Here is a 23427-nt window from a genome sequence, read left to right as displayed (position 1 = left end):
CGCCTTGCCGCCGATGGCCCCCAGGAAAGAGGTTGCACACCGTGGTCCACACCTTGCAGAACTTCATCAACGGGACGTTTGTCACGCCTGCCGGCACCGGCACGCTGGACATCGTCAATCCCACCAACGGTGACGTTGTGGCGCACTCGCCCATCTCCGTCCAGGAAGACGTTGACGCGGCCATGGCAGCCGCCAAGGAGGCCTTTAAGAGCTGGAAGCACGTCACGCCGGGCCAGCGGCAGCTGATGCTGCTCAAGCTCGCAGATGCCATCGAGGCCAACAGCGACGAACTGGTGGAGGCACAGCACCGCAACACCGGGCAGGTGCGTTCCCTGATCGCCTCGGAGGAAATTGCCGCCGGAGCTGACCAGCTGCGCTTCTTCGCCGGAGCCGCGCGGATCCTTGAAGGCAAGTCCGCCGGTGAGTACTTCGAGGGCCACACCTCCTACGTCCGCCGGGAACCCATCGGCGTCGTGGCCCAGGTTGCCCCGTGGAACTACCCGTTCCTCATGGCCATCTGGAAGATCGGCCCTGCGCTCGCAGCGGGAAACACCGTAGTGCTCAAGCCCTCGGACACCACCCCCGAGTCGACCCTGGTCCTGGCCCGCCTCGCCGGTGACATCCTGCCGGCTGGCGTCCTGAACGTAGTGCTCGGGACCGGCAAGACCGGCGCCATGATGGTGGATCACAAGGTCCCGGGACTCGTGTCCATCACCGGCTCCGTCCGCGCCGGCATCGCCGTCGCCTCCGGTGCTGCCAAGGGCCTCAAGCGCGCCCACCTGGAGCTGGGCGGCAAGGCTCCGGCCATCGTCTTCAAGGACGCCGACATCAAAAAGAGCGCCGCAGCGATTGCCGAGTTCGCTTTCTTCAACGCCGGCCAGGACTGCACGGCCATCACCCGCGTGCTGGTGGAGGAATCCGTGCACGACGACGTGGTGGCAGCCATGGTGGAACACACCAGGACCCTCCGCACGGGTTCCCAGAACGACGAAGACAACTACTTCGGCCCGCTGAACAACGTGAACCACTTCAACCAGGTCACCTCCGTGGTGGAAAGCCTGCCCGCTCACTGCAGGATCGAAACCGGCGGACACCGGGCGGGGGAGAAGGGCTTCTTCTTTGAGCCCACCATCATCACAGGTGCGAAGCAGTCGGACAGCATCGTCCAGCAGGAAACGTTCGGCCCTGTCATTACCGTGCAGAAGTTCAGTACGGAGCAGGAAGCCGTGGAGCTGGCTAACGACGTTGACTACGCCCTGGCCTCCAGCGTATGGACGTCCAACCACGGCACCGCCATGCGACTGAGCCGCGACCTGGACTTCGGTGCAGTCTGGATTAACACCCACATCCTGCTCACCGCCGAGATGCCCCACGGCGGCTTCAAACAGTCCGGCTATGGCAAGGACCTCTCCATGTACGGCGTCGAGGACTACACGCGCATCAAGCACGTGATGTCTGCGCTCGACGCTTAATCCCCACCGGCCCCTCACCTCGCTCCGCTTCGGCCAAGGAACTCCGCCGGCGTGGCCCCACCCAGCAAGGAAAGAATCATCATGACCACCACCGCATCAGACATCACCTTCCGCCTGGAGCAGAAGCGGCGCGTCCAGGCCGACTTCCCGGGCCCCAAGTCGCTGGCCTTGGCGGAGCGGCGCAAAGCCGTGGTCGCCGCGGGCGTCGCGTCTGGCGTTCCCGTTTACGTTGCAGACGCCGACGGCGGCGTCATCCACGACGTGGATGGCAACTCCTTTATTGACCTGGGTTCAGGCATTGCCGTGACCAGCGTTGGAGCCTCCGATCCCGCCGTCGTGGGCGCCGTGAAGGAAGCCGTGGAGCACTTCACGCACACCTGCTTTATGGTTACCCCCTACGAAGGCTACGTGGCCGTCGCCGAGCAGCTGAACCGCCTCACCCCGGGCGACCACGAAAAGCGCACCGTCCTGTTCAACTCCGGTGCCGAGGCAGTGGAGAACGCCATCAAGGTGGCCCGCCTGGCCACCGGGCGCGACGCCGTCGTGGCGTTCGACCACGCCTACCACGGCCGCACCAACCTCACCATGGCACTAACCGCCAAGGCCATGCCGTACAAGACCAACTTCGGGCCGTTCGCACCCGAGGTCTACCGCATGCCCATGAGCTACCCGTACCGTGAGGAAAACCCGGAGATCACCGGTGCCGAGGCCGCCAAGCGCGCCATCACCATGATCGAGAAGCAGATCGGCGGAGACCAGGTCGCCGCGATCATCATCGAGCCCATCCAGGGCGAGGGCGGCTTCATCGTCCCGGCCGAGGGTTTCCTCCCCGCACTGGCCGAATGGGCCAAGGAGAAGGGCATCGTCTTTATCGCCGACGAAGTCCAGTCCGGATTCTGCCGCACCGGCGAATGGTTCGCCGTCAACCACGAAGGCGTCATCCCGGACATCATGACCCTGGCCAAGGGAATCGCCGGCGGCATGCCGCTCTCCGCCATCACCGGCCGGGCGGACCTGCTCGACGCCGTCCACCCCGGCGGCCTGGGCGGTACCTACGGCGGCAACCCGGTAGCGTGCGCTGCGGCGCTGGCCTCCATTGGCACCATGGAGGAGTACGACCTTGCCGGCCGTGCCCGCCACATCGAGTCCCTGGCCACCACGAGGCTCCGCGAGCTGCAGACCGAGCTGGCCGGTACCGGCTCGGGCGTGATCGGTGATATCCGCGGCCGCGGCGCGATGCTGGCCATCGAACTGGTCCAGGCCGGCTCCAAGGAACCGAACCCCGAACTGACCAAGGCTGTTGCGGCCGCGTGCCTCAAGGAAGGCGTCATCATCCTGACCTGCGGCACCTACGGCAACGTGATCCGGCTCCTGCCGCCGCTGGTCATCACCGATGAACTGCTGAACGACGGCCTGGACGTCCTGTCCGCCGCCATCAAGGCCAACGCGTAACGCCGGCCACACAGAGTTAGCGTCCCCTCGCAACGGCGCAAACAAACCCTGAGGCCCCGGAACAACCGTTCCGGGGCCTCAGGGTTTAACCAGCGATCTGCTCTCACGCCGTTATCTGGCGTCGTTGTCCGGTCCGCCGATGACCACCTGCGCCGGGCTGTGCAGGACGTACCCGTTGAGCCAGGAAAACAGGGCCCGGACTTTCTGCTGGAATCCGGACAGGAGGGCGAGGTGCACGAGGAGCCAGGACACAAAAGCCAGTGAACCCTGAAGCTGAACGCGCTTCCGGCCGAGCTCAGCGACGGCGGCGCCCCGGCCAACCATGGCCATGTATCCCTTGTCCGTGTAGCGGAAAGGCTGCCGGGTACCGCCGTGCAGGTCCGCGTAGACGTTGCGGGCAGCCCACTTTCCCGCCTGCTGGGCCACAGAGCCAAGCTGCGGCAGCTTCGCTCCGGTCGAATCGGTGATGTTGGCTGCGTCGCCAACGACGTAGACGCCTTCTGACCCAGGAGCTGTCAGATCCGGGTTGACGTCGATCCGGCCACCTTTGCCCTGCGGAAGCCCCGAGCCGGCGATCAGGTTTCCGGCCTTCAGGCCCCCGGCCCACACAACGACGTCACCCGGGATGTCGGTCCCGTCCGCCAGCGTCACGCCGTCCGCCCGGACTTCGGTCACGCTGACACCCATGTGCAGGTGGACACCGATCTTCGTGAGTCGCCGGCGGGTATATTCCTGGGACTTTGACGAGAACATGGTCAACACCGTCGGGACCATGTCCACCAGGTGCACGCGGCACCGTGCCGCGAGGTCCGGAGAAAAATACTTGCTCACCACGAATTTGATGTTCTCCGCCAGGGCTCCGGCGGTCTCGACGCCGGTAGGACCGCCACCGACCACCACCATGTCCACCGCGGAGCCGGGCTCCCTGTCGGCCCGGTCCAGCAGGCGCGTCACGCTGGTTCCCAGGCGGGTGGCGTCCGTGACCGAATACAACGGGAAGGCATGTTCTTCCGCGCCGGGGGTATTGAAAAAGTTGGGCACGGCGCCGACGGCAATCACCAGGGCCTGGGCCTGGAAGGTGTCACCCTCGGCGGTGGTGACAGTGTGGTTCACGGCATCGATTGCGGCCACGTCCGCGGTCAGGACCCGCACGTTTCGAAGCCGCCTAAAAACGGACCGAATGGGCCGGGCAATGGCAGAGACGCCGATCTGCGATGTGGCCACCTGGTACAGCAGGGGCTGGAACTGGTGGTAGTTGTTCGAGTCAATAAGCAGGACGCGCACGCCTTTGCGGCCAAGTTCCTTCGCTGCCGCTATGCCGGCAAATCCGGCCCCGATCACGATGACCTGATATGAGTCCTCCATCCGAGCAACCTACTCCACAGAGGTTCCCGGCAACAGTGCTTAGGAGGATTTCAGTGTGGCTTTGCTCCGCCGCCGGGCTACTGACGTTTTGCGTGCGGTCCGCAGCATGTCCACCGTCAGGACCAGCAATGCCACCCAGACCACTCCGAACCCAATCCACCGGTCGAGGGTCATCGCTTCCTTGAACACCACGAGGGCGAGGACAAACTGCAGCAGGGGTGCGAAGTACTGGAGCAGCCCGATAGTGGTCATGGGGAGCCTGCGCGCCGAGGCCCCAAAGAACAGCAACGGAACCGCGGTGATGACACCGGAGGCCAGCAGGAGCCAGAAATGACCAGGGCCCTGGGTGGTGAGGGTCGCCGTTCCGGTTAGGGCGAGGTAGACCATGGTCACCGCCGCGAACGGGGCCAGCACCATGGTTTCCACGCTGAGGCTGGTGACGGCGTCCACCCTGGGGCCAACACGTTTCTTGACGAAGCCGTAGAGGCCAAAGCTGAAGGCCAGCGTCAGGGCGATCCACGGCAGCTTGCCGTACGAATAGGTCAGCACCCCCACCGCAACAAACCCGATGCCTACCGCCGCCCACTGGAGCGGGCGGAGCTTTTCCTTCAGCACAAACACGCCCAGCAGGACCGACACCAGAGGGTTGATGAAGTAGCCGAGGGAGGCCTCCACTGCCTGGCCGGTGGTCACTCCATAGGTGTAGGTCAGCCAGTTGACGGCGATCAGGAACGCGGCCAGGGCCAGGGAACCAAACACGGCGCGGTTCCGCAGTGCGCCGGCCAGAGCGGCCCATGAACGGGTGACGGTGATCAGCAGCGCGCAGAACAGCAGCGACCACACCACGCGGTTCGCCACGATTTCCACGGCGCCGGCCGGCATCAGGACAAAGAAGTAAAGCGGGAGCAGCCCCCACAGCCCGTACGCCCCGATGCCAAAGAGGATTCCCGCCGTCGTCTCCTTGTCCACCGCCTTGGGAGGCGCGCCCTTGCTGCCTGCCGCTGGCGCTGCCGCTGGAACGGCCGACGTCAGCACGGCTGGCGATGCTTGAGACGCGGACGGAGCAGGGACAGGGGAGGCAGGTCCATCGGGAGAACGCACGACATCCATAACATCAGTTTTAGGGCAGGTATTCCGGCAAATAGTCAGTAGGCTTGCTTTTATGATGTTTGCCGACCGGATGGAGGCCACCCGATGAGACTCCGCCGCAGCAACGCTTTGGGCCGCGGCTACCGCCGTGTCGCCGCAGGCAAGGGCTTCAGCTACAGGGACCTTGATGGTTCAACGCTGCCGCCCGGCCCTGTGCGGGACCGGCTGGAGAGCATCGGAATCCCGCCGGCCTGGACGGACGTGTGGATCGCCCCGTTCGAGAACGGGCACATCCAGGCCACCGGTGTGGACGCGGTGGGCCGGCGGCAGTACATCTACCATCCGGAATGGCGGGAACGGAAGGACCGGGTGAAGTTCAACCGGGCGCTGCAGCTGGCCGAATCGCTTCCCGCCGCCCGCCGGCGGGTCACCATGGACCTGCGCGGCGAAGGGTTCTCCCGCGAGCGCGTCCTCGCTGGAGCCTTCCGGATGCTGGACAGCGGGTCGCTGCGGGTGGGATCCGAACGGTACACCAACGAAAACGGCAGCCACGGGCTCGCCACCCTCCTGTGCGCCCACGTCCAGGTGCGCAAGGACCGGATCCTCCTGAGGTTCCCGGGTAAGAGCGGAAAGGACTGGGAGTCCGAAATCCGCGACGCCGACCTCGCGGCCTTGCTGCGCCTGCTCAAGCGGCGTGGCGCCAATGCCAGGCTCCTGGCGTATAAGGAAGGCCGGCACTGGCGGCCCGTTACCAGCGCCGACATCAATGCCTACGTCAAGGAGCGGACCGGTTCGGACTTCACCGCCAAGGACTTCCGCACCCTGCGCGGCACCGTGGCCGCTGCCGCCAGCTTGGCCCGGACCGGCGCCCAGCGGACAGCCGCCAAACGAAAGCGCGCCATCAGCCGGGCCATGATGGAAGCGTCCGAGGTGCTGGGCAATACGCCGTCGATTGCCCGCAAGAGCTACGTGGATCCCCGCGTGCTGGACCATTACCACGAGGGCGAAACCATCGACCCAAAGCGTCCCGACTCCGCTGAATCGGAGCTGCGGGCGTTGCTCTACCGCGAAGGCAACGTTGTACCACTCGAGAAAAGCGGTTAGCGCCCTGCGTTACAGGCAGCAATATTTCGCGGAAACGGACAATTAGAATAAGTGACTGTGCGCTGCACCTGCCGCGTATCGTCATCGGCCAGAAGGGTTCCAGGTGTCCAACCTCGGCGAAACCACGCCCGCACGTCCCCTCCGCGTAGCAATTGTGGGCGCGGGACCTGCCGGTGTCTACGCTGCGGACATCCTCACCAAGTCCAGGGGTGTCAAGGACGGCGATTTTGAGGTCAGCATCGACCTTTTCGAGGCTTACCCTGCGCCGTACGGGCTGATCCGTTACGGTGTGGCGCCTGACCATCCCAGGATCAAGGGAATCGTCAACGCCCTCCACAAGGTCCTAAACCGTGGAGACATCCGGTTCCTGGGCAACGTGACCTATGGGCGGGACCTCACCCTGCACGATTTCCGTGCGTTCTACGACGCCGTCATTTTCTCCACCGGCGCCGTTAAGGACGCGGATTTGGCCATCCCGGGCATTGACCTGCGGGGCTCCTTCGGCGGGGCAGACTTTGTATCCTGGTACGACGGGCACCCGGACGTCCCCCGCGAATGGCCGCTGGAGGCCAAGGAAATTGCTGTCATCGGCAACGGCAACGTGGCCCTGGACGTAGCCCGGATGCTGGTGAAGCACCCGGAGGAGCTGCTATCCACCGAAATTCCGGACAACGTGTACCAGGGGTTGAAGGCGTCGCCGGTCACCGACGTCCACGTCTTTGGGCGGCGCGGCCCGGCCCAGGTCAAGTTCACGCCCCTTGAGCTGCGGGAACTTAGCCACATGAACGACGTGGACATCGTGCTCTATCCCGAGGACTTTGAATTCGACGAGGCTTCCGATGAGGCGATCCGGAGCAACAACCAGATCAAGACAATGGTGAACACGCTCACCAACTGGCTGGTGGAGGAGCACACCGAGTCCGAGAACCCGTCGTCCCGGCGCCTGCACCTGCACTTCCTGCACAGCCCGATAGAGATTTACGACGACGGCGGGTCCGGCAAGGTGGCGGGCATCAAGTTTGAGCGTATGCAGCTTGACGGCACCGGCAACGCCAAGGGCACCGGCGAGTTCATCGAATACCCGGTGCAGGCCGTGTACCGCGCCATCGGTTATCACGGCTCGGCCCTTGATGAGCTGGAGTACGACGCCAAGCGCGGGGTCATCCCCAACGAAGGCGGCCGCGTGCTGGACGCCGAAGGAAACCCTGTCCCGGGGATCTACGCCACGGGCTGGATCAAGCGCGGACCCGTGGGCCTGATCGGCCATACCAAGGGTGACGCCCTGGAAACCATCGGTTTCCTCCTGGAGGACCGGCTCACGCTCCCGCCGGCGCAGAATCCTGATCCGCAGGCCATCATCCACCTGCTGGAAGAGCGCGGCATCGAATACACCACGTGGGAAGGCTGGAACAGGCTTGACGCCCACGAAGCAGCCCTGGGCGCAGCCTGGACCGGGCCGGAAGCTGACCATGTGGTGCGCGAACGCATCAAGGTGGTGCCGCGCGAGGAGATGATCCGCATTTCCCGCGCCTGACCTTCCCCGCCTTTGCTCCCGGATAGGTGGGGGAGGAGGGCCGCGTTAGAATGGCGACCTCCCTTGGCCGGCCGAGATGAAGCCGCGCCAGTAGGCAGCAGCAGGAGTTCAATGAGGAACCTGATACAGCCAGGCCCGGCAGCCGACGCTGAAGCGCGCCAACGTGCCGCCCTCGCCGGGCATGAATACTTGGACAACAGCTTCCGCGACAGCAATTTCCCGGAAAGCACCGTTGCGACGGAGAACCGGGAGCTGCCCGGACTGCGGCAGCTCATCAGGGAGTCGTGGCAGCGGTCGGCAGGCTTCAAGGCCAACCCGGACAACCCCGGAGCCCCGCTGGCCATCGACCGGGACGAGCTGGAGGACTACCGGCGGCAGCACCCACTGGCTGCCGTCATGCCGGTCATCAACAAGCTCCTGGTCCAGCCCAGTCATGACAGCGGATTGCTGGTGGCGGTGGGGGATGAGGTAGGGCGCCTGCTGTGGGTGGAGGGTGACCCCGCTCTTCAGCGGCGTGCCGAGGGCATGATGTTCGTCCCTGGCGCGGATTGGTCCGAAGCGACCGTAGGCACCAGCGCGCCGGGTACTGCCCTCGCCCTTGGCCGCGGCATCCAGATCGCCGGGGCCGAACACTACCAGCGGGCCGTGCACGCCTGGAGCTGCACGGCTGTTCCGTTTCACGACCCCGACTCCGGAGCGGTCCTGGGAGTCGTGGACATCACTGGCACGGCCACCGCCGTGGCACCGCACACGCTGTCCCTCGTGGAGGCAACGGTGGCTGCCGCCCAGGCGCAGCTGCGTGTTGAACGCCTCCAGCGTGCGGCCGGGGCCACGAGCAGGCCGGAACGACGGCGGTCGCCACGCGCCGCGTCCCGGGCGCCGGGCGAAAGCACGACGGATGGCAGCCTCTACCGGAACAGCCTTCAGCTGCTGGGCCGCGACCAAGCCTTGCTCAGCCTGGGCGGCAGGACCGTTGCACTGTCCGCCCGGCACAGCGAAATCCTCGCCCTGCTGAGCACCCACCCGGGCGGACTCAGCGCCGAGGAGCTCAACCTCCTGCTCTACCGCGGGGATGGTTCCACCATCACGCTCCGCGCCGAAATGGTGCGCCTGCGCAAAGTCCTCCAGCAACTCGAGCCGGATGCCGTTCCGGGTTCCCGGCCGTACCGCCTTCCCCTCGACCTGGTCCCGGACAGCGCCCAGGTGCTGAGCTGCCTGCAGCGCGGCGCCCACCGGATCGCCTTGGAGATTTACCGCGGCGCAGTGCTTCCCCGCTCCGAAGCACCCGGCATTATCGAGCTGCGGAACAAAGTTTCGTCACTGCTGCGGGAAGCAGTGATGACGGACGGCAGCGCCGAGTCGCTGCTTAGGTACGCCGGGCTCCCGGAGGCAAGGGACGACGTCGGCATCCGCCGTGCCGCGCTGCGCCTTCTTCCGCCCCGCTCGCCAAAGCGGGCCGCCGTCGTCGCGGACCTCGAACGGCTTGACGCCGAACTGGGCACTTAAGCGGGCCCACCTGGTCCCGAAGGTTGCAACCTTGCTGCAACCTTCCCGCTCGTACGCTGGCCACAACGGCGAAAGCCTGATCGGCACAGCAAAGGAGCTAGCAATGACTGTTTACGCACAGCCCGGGACCGAGGGCTCGAAGGTCACCTTCAAGGACCGCTACGAGAACTGGATCGGCGGGGAGTGGGTGGCCCCAGTGAAGGGGCAGTACTTCGAAAACATTACGCCGGTAACGGGTAAAGCCTTCTGTGAAGTGGCCCGAGGCACGGCCGAGGATATCGAACTGGCGCTGGATGCCGCGCACAAGATTGCACCGTCCTGGGGAAAGACTTCCGTGGCAGAGCGCGCTGCGATCCTGAACAAAATTGCGGACCGCATCGACGAGAACCTGGAAATGCTGGCCGTGGCCGAGTCCTGGGACAACGGCAAGCCCATCCGCGAAACGCTTAACGCGGACCTTCCGCTCGCGGCCGACCACTTCCGCTACTTCGCCTCGGCCGTCCGCGCCCAGGAGGGCAGGTTGTCCCAGCTCGATGACGACACCACCGCCTACCACTACCACGAACCCCTCGGTGTCGTCGGCCAGATCATCCCCTGGAACTTCCCCATCCTCATGGCCGTGTGGAAGCTCGCCCCCGCACTTGCGGCGGGAAACGCGGTGGTGCTCAAGCCGGCCGAGCAGACGCCGTCGTCCATCCTGGTCCTGATGGAACTCATCGGGGACCTGCTGCCCGCGGGCGTCATCAACGTGGTGAACGGCTTCGGTGTGGAGGCGGGAAAACCTCTTGCGTCCAGCCCCCGTATCCGCAAGATCGCGTTCACCGGCGAGACCACTACCGGCCGCCTGATCAGCCAGTACGCCAGCCAGAACCTCATTCCTGTCACGCTGGAGTTGGGCGGCAAGAGCCCGAATATCTTCTTCAGCGATGTCGCCCAGGACAATGACGCGTTTTACGACAAGGCACAGGAAGGGTTCGCGCTGTTCGCCTTCAACCAGGGGGAGGTGTGCACCTGCCCGTCCCGCGCGCTGGTGCAGGAGGACATCTACGAGTCGTTTATGGCCGACGCCGTCGCCCGGGTGGAAAAGATGGTCCAGGGCAACCCGTTGGACACCGAGACGCAGGTGGGGGCCCAGGCCTCGAACGACCAGCTGGAAAAGATCCTCTCCTACATCGACATCGGAAAGCAGGAGGGCGCCAAGGTCCTCACCGGAGGCGGCCGTGCAGAACTGCCGGGCGACTTGGCCGGCGGGTACTACGTCCAGCCGACCGTGTTCGAAGGCCACAACAAGATGCGCATCTTCCAGGAGGAGATTTTCGGCCCGGTCGTCGCCGTGACGAAGTTCAGCGACTACAGCGACGCCATGGGCATTGCGAACGACACCCTTTATGGGCTGGGTGCAGGTGTCTGGTCCCGTAACGGCAACGTGGCCTACCGTGCCGGCCGCGAGATCCAGGCCGGGCGCGTCTGGGTCAACAACTACCACGCCTACCCGGCCGGGGCCGCGTTCGGAGGGTACAAGTCCTCCGGTATCGGGCGTGAGAACCATGCGATGATGCTGGACCACTACCAGCAGACCAAGAACCTGCTGGTCAGCTACAACGAAAACAAGCTGGGCTTCTTCTAGGCCATGGCTCCGAGAAGTGCGATCGACGCCGCGGTGACGCTGCCCGGGGAGGACTTTTCCCGGGTGGCCCTCACGCCCGAGGCCGCGGAACTGTTGCGGACGCTCTGGCTCCGGCACGGGCCGCTGATGTTCCACCAGTCCGGCGGGTGCTGCGACGGGTCATCGCCCATGTGTTTTCCTGTGGGCGACTTCCTCACCGGTGACTCCGACGTCCTGCTGGGCCTGTTCGATATCTCGTATGGCCTTGAACCCCAGCCCCTTGAGTTCTGGATGTCCCGGGAGCAGTTCAACTACTGGAGCCACACGCACCTGACTGTTGATGTGGTGCCGGGGCGGGGCAGCGGTTTCTCGGTGGAAGCACCGGAAGGCAAACGGTTCCTGATCCGTTCAACCCTCATGGACTGGCCCGCCTAGCAGTTCGACATTAAGCGCTTGAGGCCCTCCGCCTAGAGGGTCTCAAGCGCTTTCACAGAATAGAGTTCGGCCCGTGGGCCGTCTCACCATTCGGGACAATTGGGACCGTCCAGTGGATGGACACTATCGTTGATAGGTCTGTTTCCATCAGAAATCAGGATAGTGATCCCCTTATGAACCTTCTCCGGACCAAATCGATCGAGCAGTCGATGGCCGACGCCGATGAACCCGGACGCAAGCTCAAGCGGTCCCTCAGCACCTGGGACCTCATGATCATGGGCGTTGCAGTGGCCGTGGGCGCCGGTATCTTCTCCGTCGGTGCCAAGGCAGCTGCCAACTTCTCCGGCCCTGCCGTCACGCTGTCCTTCGCGATCGCTGCCGTCACCTGCGCCCTTGCCATCATGTGCTACGCCGAGTTTGCCACCGCCATTCCCGTGGCCGGCTCCGCTTACGTCTTCACTTACGCCACGATGGGCGAACTCCTTGCCTGGATCATCGGCTGGAATCTGATCCTCGAGCTCTTCACAGCAGCCGCGGTCATCGCCAAGTACTGGGGCATCTACCTCAGCAAGGTCTTCGCCCTCATGGGCGCCGACGTACCGGCGGCACTCTCCCTCGGCGGCGTGGACCTTTACTGGGGCGCCTTCCTGATCGTTGCCGTCTTTACGGTGCTGCTGGTGCTGGGCACCAAGCTGTCCGCCCGAGTAGGCAACATCTTCACCCTGATCAAGATCGGCGTGGTCCTCTTTGTGATCATCGTTGGCTTCACCTACGTGAAGTTCGAAAACTACAGCCCCTTCATCCCTGCTGCCGAACCGACCGGCGGCACCGGCACCGCAGATGTCCTGAAGCAGTCCTTCTTCGGCTTCCTCACCGGCGCCGCCCCGGCACAGTACGGCACCCTCGGCATCTTCGCCGGCGCGGCCCTGGTGTTCTTCGCCTTCATCGGCTTCGACGTGGTGGCCACGTCCGCCGAGGAAGTCAAGAACCCGCAGAAGACCCTGCCGCGCGGCATCTTCGGCGGCCTTGCCCTGGTGACCCTCCTGTACATCCTGGTTTCCCTGGCCCTGACCGGCATGGTGTCCTACACCCAGCTGGCCGAGGCGGAGAGCCCCACCCTCACCACCGCTTTCGAAGCTGTAGGTGACACGTCCGCGGCCAAGGTTATTGCCTTCGGTTCCCTGGTGGGCCTGACAACCGTGATCATGGTGCTCCTCATGGGGCTGTCCCGCGTGGTCCTTGCCATGAGCCGCGACGGCCTCCTGCCACGTTCACTGTCCAAGACCAGTGACAAGCGTTCAACCCCGGTGCGCCTCCAGGTCATCTGCGGCGCCGCGGTTGCGCTGGTGGCCGGCCTGACCAACGTGGACCTGCTTGAGGAAATGATCAACATCGGCACGCTCTCCGCGTTTGTGGTGGTGAGCTTGGGCATCCTGGTGCTGCGCAAGAAGCGCCCGGACCTGAAGCCTGCCTTCCGCGTCCCGTTCGGCAAGGTCCTGCCGATCGTTTCCGCCGTGCTGTGCCTCTACCTGATGACCAACCTGGCCGTGGAAACCTGGATCTTCTTTGCCATCTGGCTGGTGATTGGCCTCGCCATTTACTTCGCCTACGGCCAGCGCCACTCCAGGCTGAACGAACGGTTCGCTGAGGCCAACACAGCTGTCAACGGCGCTCCTGCTGCATCCTCCCAGGATGACGAGGACGAGCTGACCCGCGCCTGATGCCGTAAAAGGTGCCCAACCAAGCTATGCCAACCGCCCGCTGATTCCCGATCAGCGGGCGGTTCTGCTTTCTCCCACCCGATCGCGCTTGAGAATTCTCGTGCAGCCCGGCCGAGTTTGGAGTTCAATAAAAGCTGGACCTGAGGCGGGCCCAAAGACGCCTATGGGAGGAAGCGGGCGCTATGGAGAGCACCATGGAGTCGGTGGCAAGGGCTTTTTCAAGCCACCGGTTTGAGGATTCCCTTCCCCAGCTGGACGACGACGTTGCCTGGGAGCTTGTAGGCGGCGAAGAGCTGAGAGGCAAGGCGGCCGTTGTCGATGTCTGCACCTCCCTGGCGCGGGACCTCGAGGACGTGCACACCAGTTTCGACCAGTTCAGGGTGATGGTCGCCCCTGACTGCGCTGTGGTTGACAGTGTTGCCAGCTACCTCGCCACGGACGGCAGCATCAGCCGGGTTGCGTCCTGCGACATCTATGACTTCGTAGACGGTCGGGTGGTCCGGATCCGCTCCTACAATGTGGAACTGGCTTCCGACACTGCCGGCTGACGCTCACGGCGCGGCGTAGCGGCCAACCCAGTCCACCAACGGCCGCAGTTCATCCCACAACGCCCCGATCTCCTGGACTGCTGCAGGAGTGTCCAGCCAGGCAGGGCGGCCCAGGTCCGTGCTGGCCGCGAGGGACTTGTGCTTCAGGAGCTCGCCCCGCGGATGGTCCCGCGGGTACCCGCGCGGGACAGTCTTGAGCTTCTCTCCCTCCACCGCGAACCCAGCAGCACCGACGGCGTCGATAATATGCCGAAGGGATTCTCCTGTTCCGGAGGCGTCGACCGAATTGCGGTACCTCACCAGCTGGGCGGGGGTGTGGGAATGGTAGCCGCCGCCCACCAGAAGCCCCTCCGCGCTGACCTGCAGGTAGTAGCCCATCCCTTCGTGGATGGAGGCAAAAGCACCCTGTGCCGTTTTGTACGGCGATTTGTCCAGGGAAAACCGGATGTCCCTGTTGGGCCGGAAGATCCTGCCGGGGCCAAACCGGGGCTCCAGCTCCGCGAGCAGGAGCGTGATCGGTTCACGGACCAGCTCCTGGTACCTGTCCTTATGCTCCAGCCACCACTCACGATTGTTGTTGTCCTGCAGCTCTTTGTAGAACTCGAAGGCGCCGGTGGGGATGCCCTGGAAAGTTGTCATGCGTCGATCCTAGGGACGGCTGCCAGCGGCGGCTATGGACTTAGTGCGTATGTGGAAAGCGGAGCTTATGTGGAAATAAAAAACCGCCCCGCCACGGGAATTCGTGGCGGGGCGGTTTCAGCAGCTTTAGACGAATTAGCCGATCTTGTTGGCAGCCTCTGCATCGGAGGACGGTGCCGACGCAACAGCTACGGCGCCGAGATTGGCGCGGAGCTTGGCGCCGAGTTCGGCGTCAACGTTGGTCCAGTACTGGATGGCGCGTTCCTTGATGCCGGGGCTCTTGACGCCGCCCACTGCACCGGTGATGGTCTCGAGCAGGCGGGCCTTGGCGCCGTCGTCGTAAACCTCGCGGTACAGGGTGCCGGCCTGGATGAAGTCGCTGTCCTCGGCGTGGAGGGAGTGCGCGGCAAGGGTCAGCTCGCCGTCGTTCTCCCAGCCACCGGCCGGGTTCTGCGGTTCAACTGCGGCCGGGCCACCAACAGAGTTGGGGGCGTAGACCGGGACGGAGGGAGCGTTGAAGTGGTAACGCCCGGCGCCGTCCTGGCTGTAGTTGTTGACCTGGTTCTTCGGCTGGTTGACCGGGATCTGGGCGTGGTTGGTGCCCACGCGGTAGCGGTGTGCGTCAGCGTAGGAGAAGATGCGGGCCTGCAGCATCTTGTCCGGGGAAGCGGCGATGCCCGGCACGAAGTTCGAGGGGGCGAAGGTGGCCTGCTCGATCTGCGCGAAGTAGTTCTCCGGGTTCCGGTTCAGTTCCATGGTGCCCACCTTGATCAGGGGGTAGTCGCCGTGCGGCCACACCTTGGTCAGGTCGAACGGGTTGAAGCGGTAGGTCTTGGCGTCCTCGTACGGCATGACCTGGACGTGCAGGTCCCAGGACGGGAAGTTGCCGGCTTCGATGTTCTCGGACAGGTCGCGGATGTAGAAGTCCGCGTCCGAACCGGCCAGGGCCTCGGCCTGCTCGCTGGACATTGAGTTCACGCCCTGGTTGGACTTGAAGTGGTACTTCACCCAGAAGCGCTCGCCCTCGGCGTTGATCCACTGGTAGGTGTGTGAGCCGTAGCCCTGCATTTCGCGCCAGGAGGCGGGCAGGCCGCGGTCACCCATGAGCCAGGTGACCTGGTGTGCGGACTCGGGGGAGAGGGTCCAGAAGTCCCACTGCATGTCGGCGTCGCGCAGATGGGTGCCCGGGAGGCGCTTCTGGGAGTGGATGAAGTCCGGGAACTTGATGCCGTCGCGGATGAAGAACACCGGGGTGTTGTTGCCCACGAGGTCGTAGTTGCCCTCGGAGGTGTAGAACTTCACGGCGAAACCGCGGGGATCGCGCCAGGTGTCCGGGGAACCGTTCTCGCCGGCAACGGAGGAGAAGCGGATCAGCATCTCGGTTTCGACGCCGGGCTGGAGGAAGGCTGCCTTCGTGTACTTGGACACGTCCTCGGTGGTCTTGAACGTACCGAATGCACCGCCGCCCTTGGCGTGCACTACGCGCTCCGGAACCCGCTCGCGGTTGAACTGGGCGAGCTTTTCCACCAGGTAGTGGTCAGTCAGGATGATGGCACCGTCGGCACCGACTGACTTTGAGTGTGCGTCGGACGTAACGGGGGCACCTGACTGGGTTGTTGAAATGGCAGTCATTGTTCTCCTATTTCTCTATTTCTTCTGAGGGACGATTGGAAGGAAGTTGTTGGGACTGCTGGCAGTCCTGGCAGATGCCCTGGTACATCACATCGGCGATCTGGATGGTCATGGGCTTGGCATTCTCGTCCCAGTGTGGCGTGAGGCAGGGGGCGTGGCCCACGGCGCAGTCCACGTCCTCCACGCGGCCGCAGCTGATGCAGATGGCGTGGTGGTGATTGTCCCCCACACGGGTTTCGTACAGCGCGGGGGAGTGCGGGGGTTCGAATCTGCGCAGCATGTGCAGGTCCGTCAGGTCCCCGAGGACCACGTACACGGACTGGGCCGTGAGTTCCGGAAGCTCGGCGCGGGCCGCGGCCAGAATGCTTTCGGCAGGAGAGTGGGGATGCCGTTCCACGGCGGTGAGCACCGCCAGCCGCTGTTTGGTCACCCTGCGGCCATGGGCGCGCAGGGCGGCAGCCCATGCCTCGTGGCCGTCAAAGTGCTCTGTCATGACACTATTGAAGCACTTATTATGAACATCTCACAATAAGGTTGGGCTTACCTCGTGGGTCCCTCTGGCAACTTCTGCACCACGAGGGGATTGCCGGGTGATGAACGTGCGCAATTCAAGGAGAGTGCCGGAACCCTGCTCCGGGGAAAGCCGTTCCCATAGAAGAGGGAGGATGAGACGTGCACAGACACTACAACGGACTCAAAACGGTGGCGCTGTTCGGCGTCCTGTGGGCGGTACTGCTGGGCCTTGGAGCGTTGATCGGCGCCAGCACCCGTAGTTCTGCGCCCATCTGGATCATGGCGCTGGTGGGGGTGGCCACCACGGCGTACGGCTATTGGAACAGCGACAAAATCGCCCTCCAGTCCATGCAGGCCTATCCCGTCACCGAAGCGCAGGCTCCGCAGCTGTACCAGATAGTCCGGGAGCTCTCCGTCCGGGCCAACCAGCCGATGCCGCGCATTTATCTTTCGCCCACGATGAATCCGAACGCGTTCGCCACCGGGCGCAATCCGAGGAACGCCGCCGTCTGCTGCACCGAGGGAATCCTGCAGCTCCTGAACGTCCGTGAACTCCGCGGAGTCCTCGGACACGAACTCATGCACGTGTACAACCGGGACATCCTCACATCCTCGGTTGCGGCCGCTGTTGCGGGCGTCATCACCTCGGTGGGCCAGATGCTGCTGTTCTTCGGCGGCGACCGGCGGAACTCGAATCCGTTGGCGATGCTGGCGATGGCTTTGCTGGCGCCTTTCGCGGCGTCCCTGATCCAGCTGGCCATCTCCCGAACCCGGGAGTACGACGCCGATGAGGACGGCGCGCAGCTGACCGGCGATCCGCTGGCGCTCGCCTCAGCCCTGGCCAAGATTGAGCGCGGCGTGGGCATCGCCCCGTTGCCGCAGGACCAGCGGCTGGTCAACGCGTCCCACCTGATGATCGCCAACCCGTTCCGCGGCGGAGCGATGAGCAAGCTGTTCGCCACCCATCCGCCCATGCGGGACCGGATTTCGCGGCTGGAACGGATGGCGGGGCGGCCGTTGGTTTAGCTCGGTATTCGTTGGTCTAGCGGGGATCTTGTGGGCAACGCGTGGATTACATCGCGAGACGCAAAGAGGCCGGCGACGCCCGCTATTTGGGCGTCGCCGGCCTTTGGCTTAGCGGCAATTACAGGCGCGTCGAAAACGACGGTCCGCTGCTAACTGCGGAAGTTCACAAACTGAAGATCGGCCTCGTCGAAGTCCTTCAGCAGTGCCATGGTGGCCTGCAGATCGTCGCGGGACTTGGACGTGACGCGCAGTTCGTCGCCCTGGATCTGGGACTTCACGGACTTGGGGGCTTCGTCACGGATCAGCTTGTTGATCTTCTTCGCCAGGTCCTGGGCGATGCCCTCCTTGATGGAGGCCTCGAGGCGGAACTCCTTGCCGGAGGCGTAGGGTTCGCCGGTGTCCAACGACTTCAGCGAGATGCCGCGGCGGATCAGCTTCGACTGCAGGACATCCAGCACAGCCAGGACGCGTTCCTCGGAATTGGCCTTCATTAGGATCTTCTCGCCGCTGAAGTCCACCTCGGCACCCACGCCCTTGAAGTCGTAGCGCTGGGCCAGTTCCTTCTGTGCCTGGTTGAGGGCGTTTGCCACTTCCTGCTTGTCCACTTTGCTTACGACGTCGAATGTTGACTCGCCTGCCATGACTCTCCTTGTGCTGGTGGGAGCCCCGTCCGCGGACAGGGCTTAGGTGGCTGAATTCAAGCCTAATACGGATGCTCCTGTTGAGGGGTGAGCCGTATTCACAGTTCCCTCTCAGCGGACGCTCCGGGGGAACGAAGGAGGGGCGTGCAGAGTTATAGGAGTTGGAAAGCTGCACGAAAGGAACACCATGCACCGCAATGCCGTCCGATATGTCACCCGCACCACCTCGGCGGCGGCCGGCGCGGTGGCCACAGCAGCAACGTCGGTGGCGGCAGCGGCGGTGGCGGCCTCCATCATCTTCAGTCCAGTGGCGGACGCCTCCTCTCGGATGGAGGGCGTCCACGCGGACCTGGTCCGTGCCGTCCAGCTGAACCAGATCACCGAGGAGCAGGCCGTGAAGTTCGAGGCCAGGCTGGCCGGCAGGATCTTGGGGGAAGCCTGACGTGCGCCTGCTCCGGACGCCCTGAAAGCCCGAAATCCCGCGCGGTTGCGGGCCTGCGGGTGCCGATTCGATTCTTCAGCGGAAGTTCTGTATTGTTGTGTTGCCCGCGGTTACTGGAAGCGGAACGGTCCGGAAACGGGCAGTTCGCAGACTGCAGCCGGGGGTGATCTTCTTTTGAAGTTCGGCAGATTACCCGAGCGGCCAAAGGGGGCTGACTGTAAATCAGCTGGCAACGCCTACGGGGGTTCGAATCCCTCATCTGCCACAGTCCCGGTTTTCCGGGAATTTAGACCCGTTCGGATCTCTTCGGAGGTCCGGGCGGGTCTTTTTTATTGCTTCGAGAGCACAGTTGTGAGCACACCTTTGCTTTTCTTTGACGCCCTGCAGCAGCGAAAAGGTACTCTCAGCGGCGTTCCTCCGGACGCCGCCCACCATGTGCGCTACAGGTCACGAGCGATCCGGCTCCCCGAAGTGCTCAACGGCGGACGCGGATGCGGTGCTCACCACGTCCGGATTATTTCCCTGATCCACTCGTAAATGCTGACGACGATGCACACCAGCCCCATGGCCAGGATCAGCATGCCAACCAGTGGGAGGAGCGTATAGAGATCCTCGTCGCTGCGGTACTGCTCCTGGCTGGATCGTCCGCCCAGTACTTCAAACAGCACCCACCCGATGGGCAGCAGCCCAAGGCCGAGCAGGAATGTCCTCACACGCGCATCTTGCATATGTCCCTCATGTTGAAGACCTTCACCGTATCTGCCGCCGGAAGCGATCGCTCCAGCACGCGGGCGCAACAGCAATTAGGCCGAACCTACGTATGCCTCCAGACAGGAACCATTTCGGGCGCCCGATGGTGAAGCAGCCCGTCGGCATTATGAACAAATGCGGTCGCACGGCACTTCTCGCGTCACAGAGTCAGCATTTAGGAACGCATGCCCTCACGTGTCACAGCAGTCACATATGCTCCTCCTATCACTTCCGCTGCGCCTTTGCAGCACTATGAGAAAGAGACAACATGGGGGCCTCTCAGAGGCGGCTTCTCGCCGCCGCAGCTTCTCTTGCCATCGCAGCATCCGGACTCGGATCTGCTGTACCGGCTATCGCAGCAACACCGCTCACTACCGTTACAGACGAGCAGGTAGCAGTACCCAGCAGTTCACCTACTGGGACATCCGTCGTTCCGGTTGAAACCGCGGCAGCGCCCGCTCCCGCGGAAGCAGGCAGTCCTTTACCAGCAGAGGAACCGAGCGCTCCGGCGGCTACGCCCGCAGACAAGGGCGCGGCACCCGAATCGGTGGCACCTGGCAGTTACACGACCTCGGGTGCAATCGGGGTTAAGTACGCAACCGCCTCCGCTGTCCTCGGTGCCGCCACCTCGCAGGAGTTCACCAGCCAGCGTTTCGGTGGCGCGTACCAACTCTTTGAGAATGGCACAATCGCCTACCTTCCGCAGTACGGTGCGTACATAGTTGTCGGCGGCAACAACAGCGTTTGGCAGTCCATTGGTGCGCAGGACAGCGACCTCGGCTACCCGATCTCCTCCGAGTACGCACCGATGACTGGCGGAGTGATGCAGATCTTCCAGTTCGGGAAAATTTCTTGGAACCCCGCAACGGGTTCTCATGTCACCAAGGGTGGCATTGGTGGGGCCTGGGACAACGCAGGCGGGCCGCTGGGCGGCCTCGGCTACCCGACCACGGATGAATATGCTCCCATGCCCGGTGGTGTTATGCAGGATTTCCAGTACGGCAAGATTTCCTGGAACGCCGCAACGGGTTCGCGCGTCACCAAGGGTGGCATTGGCGCGACCTGGGACTCCGCCGGCGGCCCCCTCAGCGGCCTTGGCTACCCCACAACGGACGAATACGCGACCGCTAACGGCGGCGCCCAGGATTTCCAGTACGGGCAAATCGCCTATTCACCGGCAACCGGATCCCACGTCGTCAGAGGCGCTATTGGGGCGACGTGGATCCTCGTCGCCGGACCTCAAGGGCAATTCGGGTACCCGACGGCCGGCGAGATTACTGGCCTGACGGGCGGTGGGGCCAAGCAGTACTTCCAGTACGGTGAAATTGTGTGGTCCCCAAGCGTTGGTACCAAGCTCATTTCCGGTGGCATTCGATCCGCGTGGGCTGGTCAGGGCTCTGAAGCGGGACGCCTCGGATATCCGACCAACAATGGTTACGGGGTCAGCGGCGGCGGCGTCGGCCAGGATTTCCAGGGTGGCCGAATCATCTGGTACCCCGGTAGCACCAAGGTCGAATACGCCTCCGGCGCGTATCAGCCAGTTCCCGCAGCACCCCAGCCCTACTAGGCCAACTGCGCTGCAGCCCGAAGGCCCTGTCTGTTGTAAGGGGCGGGGCCTTCCTGCTGCTCGGGTCCCTGAGGTCGGCGCCTCAACGACGTACGCTGGCGGGCGCGTCTGGTACCCGTCGCTACGTCGAGGCTCCGAAAGGCAGTCTCGCCCCGGCCGCCGCCACCGTTCCTGCTGCCTGGCCAAGGCAAGCTGTCCGGGGACCCCACGGATATCGTCGCCGACTGGGTGACCGCACATGGGGCGGAAATCACCACCGAGGACGTGGAGCTGGTCATGGAAGCCGTAGGGCCGGGTCGCAGGGGAGGAACCCGAACTGGCAGAGCTGTGGGACGACGCCGACGAACCCGAATGGCGCGACTCCTTCGAAGACCTTCTAAAAGGCTGCGCGCGGCCCTGCGGTAGGGTCGGCACCGGCGGCAGCCGGCTATGTCTAAGCTGCACTTTCATCGGAGCTCTGGATCTCGACACTCTGGAGTGTGCGGCCGACGTCGGCTGGCGGCCGGCGCCGGGCTTTGACCAGAACAATCAGCATGGTTAGGACGGTGACCGTCCAGGCAATCGCGGCCAGGAACACCAGACCGGTTGCCATTAGGGGGTGCATGCCGAAAGTCTAGGACTGCGGCGCTTTGATTATCGGACGCAACTCCGCAGCATCAGAGCCTTAATTTGCACAAGCAGGGACTCGAAGCCGGCGGAAATACGTGAGGGCACGAAAAAGGTACGCCCCGTTCGCTGAGGGCACCCTTCTCGATTCCCCTCGCAGCATTTCAGAGCGCACCGCGACTTCAACACGTGATGCCTTGAACCACTACGAGTTCGGGGAGCGGGCTCTAAACGGCGTTGAACGTGAAGATCGCCATGCTCAGCACCAGGAGTCCGAAAAATGCCACTCCGCAATCAGCTGGCGGACGAGCTGGACCGAACCGGCAACATCTCGCTGATTACCCTCGCCGGTGAACAGTATCGGACCATCTTCCGGGACCTCCCCTGGCCGTACGAGATTCCAATGAGGGCGCTTCGCAAACCGCCGTCGACATCGCTGCCGGCCGGGGCGTAGGCTGGCAGCATCGGCGCACGTGCCCCGATGCCCTGCGTCGATAAACCAATCGATGAAGGAGGACCAATGAGTGCCGTACGTGAGTTTATGACTACGGACGCGCAGTGTATTAAGGAAAACCAGTCCCTGACAGATGCCGCCCGGATGATGATGGATCTGGACTGCGGATCGTTGCCGATCTGCGGTGACGACGGCAAGCTGAAGGGCATGATCACCGACCGCGACATCGTGCTCAAGTGCGTGGCGGCCGGACGTGATCCGCGGGAGATGATGGCCCGCGACCTCGCCTCGGGCAGGCCCCACTGGGTGGACGCCGACGCGAACGTTGATGCCGCCATCGAAATGATGGAAAGGTACCAGGTCCGGCGGCTCCCGGTTATCGCCGACCACAAGTTGGTGGGAATCATCAGCCAGGGAGACATCGCCCGCAACTACTCCGAACAGCGTGTTGGTGAGCTCGTGGAGCACATTTCGGAACGCAAACGGATGAACGCATAGCCGGGATTGACCGTTAAGATCATCCCCGCAATCAACGCCACGGAGTCCTCTCCGTGGCGTTCCTTTTTTGCCCGCTCATTGCCATGTCCGCAGCTCCCCGCCCTGAAGGTTGGGAGCCGCGAACAAGCCTGGAAAGCCAGTGGCGACCGGTTCTGCCTCCTCAGTTCAGGGCGATCAGGAGCATCTGGGTGGTCCCGGGAATGCACGTCTGCAGGATTGCCCGGGGGAAACCGCCGAATACTGCGATGACGTCGTTGGTGGTTCCCGGGTTGGGTACCTGGCCCCTGGCGGTTACGGTGTACGTTCCGTAGCCCGGAATGCTGACCGTCTCGCCCACCCCGATTCCGGAGAACCGCCCCCAGCCGCCGCAGAAATCGTGCTCGGTGATGAAGAGCGAATAGCCGTCGTTGGGCGTGTAGTGGATGGGCCCGATGCAGGCGTCAACCATGGCTTGGCCGCCGGCGCCGGCCACGTAGATCGTGCGGACTGCGGGAGCGGCGGGAACGAAGGCGGGGGCTGCCGCCGGCGGTGGAGCCGGAGCCGCAGCGGCAGCCGGCGCGGGAGCACCGGACTGGACTGGTGCCGCCACGGGCACGGCAACGGCTGGACCCGTCAGGACCAATGTCTGGCCCGGGACGATGATGCTGAAGGAGCTTAGGCCGTTGGCAGCAAGCATGGCGTTCATATCCACGCCGAACCTGGCGGCGATGGTACCTACGGTATCTCCGGGGACCACCGTGTAAAGGTTGGGGTCCGGGGCAGGTGCTGCAGGTGCCGGCTCAGGGGCGGGCGCAGGTTCGGCAGGTGGCGCCGGAGCTGCCTCCGGC

23 protein-coding genes and 1 tRNA gene are annotated in these 23427 nt (G+C 64.0%); 15 read left to right on the top strand and 9 right to left on the bottom strand.

The genetic code is table 11. The annotated features are described in order from the left end of the window. Nucleotides 1-41: 41 nt before the first annotated feature. Both AC5RV1_RS18060 and gabT read left to right on the top strand, forming a co-directional pair. Nucleotides 42-1472 (top strand): gamma-aminobutyraldehyde dehydrogenase, encoded by a 1431-nt coding sequence (locus AC5RV1_RS18060; protein ID WP_493946882.1) that lies wholly within the window; start codon nucleotides 42-44, stop codon nucleotides 1470-1472. Between the two features lie 81 nt (nucleotides 1473-1553). Further along, a complete protein-coding gene (gene gabT / locus AC5RV1_RS18055) occupies nucleotides 1554-2924 on the top strand; it encodes a 4-aminobutyrate--2-oxoglutarate transaminase (protein WP_493995500.1) in 1371 nt (456 codons plus the stop codon). Between the two features lie 111 nt (nucleotides 2925-3035). Here gabT and AC5RV1_RS18050 read toward each other — a convergent pair whose 3' ends face one another. Next, nucleotides 3036-4289 (bottom strand): NAD(P)/FAD-dependent oxidoreductase, encoded by a 1254-nt coding sequence (locus AC5RV1_RS18050; protein WP_493995499.1) that lies wholly within the window; start codon nucleotides 4287-4289, stop codon nucleotides 3036-3038. 39 nt (nucleotides 4290-4328) lie between these two features. After that, on the bottom strand, nucleotides 4329-5399 hold the full coding sequence (rarD, locus tag AC5RV1_RS18045) for an EamA family transporter RarD (protein ID WP_493995498.1): 1071 nt from the start codon (nucleotides 5397-5399) through the stop codon (nucleotides 4329-4331). 84 nt (nucleotides 5400-5483) lie between these two features. Between rarD and AC5RV1_RS18040 the strand changes: the two genes are divergently transcribed. The 7 genes from AC5RV1_RS18040 to AC5RV1_RS18010 all read left to right on the top strand — a co-directional run bounded on the left by AC5RV1_RS18040 (nucleotide 5484) and on the right by AC5RV1_RS18010 (nucleotide 13832). Then, on the top strand, nucleotides 5484-6482 hold the full coding sequence (locus tag AC5RV1_RS18040) for a DNA topoisomerase IB (RefSeq protein ID WP_493946878.1): 999 nt from the start codon (nucleotides 5484-5486) through the stop codon (nucleotides 6480-6482). 103 nt (nucleotides 6483-6585) lie between these two features. Further along, nucleotides 6586-8016 carry an FAD-dependent oxidoreductase gene (locus tag AC5RV1_RS18035; protein ID WP_493995497.1) on the top strand — a complete coding sequence of 477 codons (1431 nt, stop codon included), beginning with the start codon at nucleotides 6586-6588 and terminating at the stop codon, nucleotides 8014-8016. Nucleotides 8017-8127: 111 nt separating this feature from the next. After that, the gene (locus AC5RV1_RS18030) at nucleotides 8128-9522 is read left to right on the top strand and encodes a GAF domain-containing protein (protein ID WP_493995496.1); all 1395 of its coding nucleotides are present in this window, start codon (nucleotides 8128-8130) and stop codon (nucleotides 9520-9522) included. A gap of 103 nt (nucleotides 9523-9625) precedes the next feature. Continuing rightward, nucleotides 9626-11149: an acetaldehyde dehydrogenase ExaC gene (gene exaC, locus AC5RV1_RS18025; protein ID WP_493995495.1), complete on the top strand. Its 1524-nt coding sequence runs from the start codon at nucleotides 9626-9628 to the stop codon at nucleotides 11147-11149. 3 nt (nucleotides 11150-11152) lie between these two features. Beyond that, entirely contained in the window at nucleotides 11153-11563 is a 411-nt protein-coding gene (locus AC5RV1_RS18020; protein ID WP_493995494.1) for a DUF779 domain-containing protein, read from the top strand. A 173-nt stretch (nucleotides 11564-11736) separates the two neighbouring features. Continuing rightward, entirely contained in the window at nucleotides 11737-13284 is a 1548-nt protein-coding gene (locus tag AC5RV1_RS18015) for an amino acid permease (RefSeq protein ID WP_493995493.1), read from the top strand. A 182-nt stretch (nucleotides 13285-13466) separates the two neighbouring features. Then, nucleotides 13467-13832, top strand: a complete 366-nt coding sequence (locus AC5RV1_RS18010; protein WP_493995492.1) for a nuclear transport factor 2 family protein — start codon at nucleotides 13467-13469, stop codon at nucleotides 13830-13832. A gap of 3 nt (nucleotides 13833-13835) precedes the next feature. On the opposite strand, the gene AC5RV1_RS18005 is transcribed toward AC5RV1_RS18010, so the two are convergent. From AC5RV1_RS18005 to AC5RV1_RS17995, 3 genes are all read right to left on the bottom strand, one after another. Continuing rightward, entirely contained in the window at nucleotides 13836-14471 is a 636-nt protein-coding gene (locus AC5RV1_RS18005) for a DUF2461 domain-containing protein (protein ID WP_493995491.1), read from the bottom strand. 135 nt (nucleotides 14472-14606) lie between these two features. Then, nucleotides 14607-16103 carry a catalase gene (locus AC5RV1_RS18000; RefSeq protein WP_256248193.1) on the bottom strand — a complete coding sequence of 499 codons (1497 nt, stop codon included), beginning with the start codon at nucleotides 16101-16103 and terminating at the stop codon, nucleotides 14607-14609. Nucleotides 16104-16110: 7 nt separating this feature from the next. After that, nucleotides 16111-16596, bottom strand: coding sequence for a Fur family transcriptional regulator (locus AC5RV1_RS17995; RefSeq protein ID WP_163161728.1), 486 nt, complete (start codon nucleotides 16594-16596; stop codon nucleotides 16111-16113). Nucleotides 16597-16775: 179 nt separating this feature from the next. On the opposite strand from AC5RV1_RS17995, the gene htpX reads away from it, so the two are divergent. Further along, nucleotides 16776-17642, top strand: coding sequence for a zinc metalloprotease HtpX (gene htpX, locus AC5RV1_RS17990; RefSeq protein ID WP_493995490.1), 867 nt, complete (start codon nucleotides 16776-16778; stop codon nucleotides 17640-17642). Between the two features lie 149 nt (nucleotides 17643-17791). On the opposite strand, the gene AC5RV1_RS17985 is transcribed toward htpX, so the two are convergent. Next, nucleotides 17792-18283: a YajQ family cyclic di-GMP-binding protein gene (locus tag AC5RV1_RS17985; RefSeq protein WP_050054209.1), complete on the bottom strand. Its 492-nt coding sequence runs from the start codon at nucleotides 18281-18283 to the stop codon at nucleotides 17792-17794. 187 nt (nucleotides 18284-18470) lie between these two features. On the opposite strand from AC5RV1_RS17985, the gene AC5RV1_RS17980 reads away from it, so the two are divergent. Beyond that, complete coding sequence (locus tag AC5RV1_RS17980; protein WP_493946869.1) at nucleotides 18471-18725, top strand: hypothetical protein; 255 nt, start codon at nucleotides 18471-18473, stop codon at nucleotides 18723-18725. Between the two features lie 183 nt (nucleotides 18726-18908). Beyond that, nucleotides 18909-18990: transfer RNA gene (locus AC5RV1_RS17975), tRNA-Tyr, on the top strand. Nucleotides 18991-19225: 235 nt separating this feature from the next. On the opposite strand, the gene AC5RV1_RS17970 is transcribed toward AC5RV1_RS17975, so the two are convergent. Continuing rightward, nucleotides 19226-19438 carry a hypothetical protein gene (locus AC5RV1_RS17970; protein ID WP_493995489.1) on the bottom strand — a complete coding sequence of 71 codons (213 nt, stop codon included), beginning with the start codon at nucleotides 19436-19438 and terminating at the stop codon, nucleotides 19226-19228. Between the two features lie 305 nt (nucleotides 19439-19743). Between AC5RV1_RS17970 and AC5RV1_RS17965 the strand changes: the two genes are divergently transcribed. Then, the gene (locus AC5RV1_RS17965) at nucleotides 19744-21042 is read left to right on the top strand and encodes a hypothetical protein (protein WP_493995488.1); all 1299 of its coding nucleotides are present in this window, start codon (nucleotides 19744-19746) and stop codon (nucleotides 21040-21042) included. A gap of 433 nt (nucleotides 21043-21475) precedes the next feature. Here the strand turns inward: AC5RV1_RS17965 and AC5RV1_RS17960 are convergent, their stop codons facing one another. Beyond that, nucleotides 21476-21646 carry a hypothetical protein gene (locus tag AC5RV1_RS17960; RefSeq protein WP_493995487.1) on the bottom strand — a complete coding sequence of 57 codons (171 nt, stop codon included), beginning with the start codon at nucleotides 21644-21646 and terminating at the stop codon, nucleotides 21476-21478. Nucleotides 21647-21928: 282 nt separating this feature from the next. Here AC5RV1_RS17960 and AC5RV1_RS17955 point away from each other — a divergent pair, with 282 nt between their 5' ends. Both AC5RV1_RS17955 and AC5RV1_RS17950 read left to right on the top strand, forming a co-directional pair. Next, nucleotides 21929-22102, top strand: a complete 174-nt coding sequence (locus AC5RV1_RS17955) for a hypothetical protein (RefSeq protein ID WP_493946865.1) — start codon at nucleotides 21929-21931, stop codon at nucleotides 22100-22102. 66 nt (nucleotides 22103-22168) lie between these two features. Further along, nucleotides 22169-22600 (top strand): CBS domain-containing protein, encoded by a 432-nt coding sequence (locus tag AC5RV1_RS17950; RefSeq protein WP_493946864.1) that lies wholly within the window; start codon nucleotides 22169-22171, stop codon nucleotides 22598-22600. Between the two features lie 160 nt (nucleotides 22601-22760). Here AC5RV1_RS17950 and AC5RV1_RS17945 read toward each other — a convergent pair. Beyond that, the coding region (locus AC5RV1_RS17945; RefSeq protein ID WP_493995486.1) for a LysM peptidoglycan-binding domain-containing protein at nucleotides 22761-23427 on the bottom strand (667 nt) is incomplete at its 5' end.

The sequence above is a fragment of the Arthrobacter sp. Hb9-2 genome (assembly GCF_059091165.1).
This window is presented reverse-complemented; position numbering and strand designations above follow the sequence as displayed.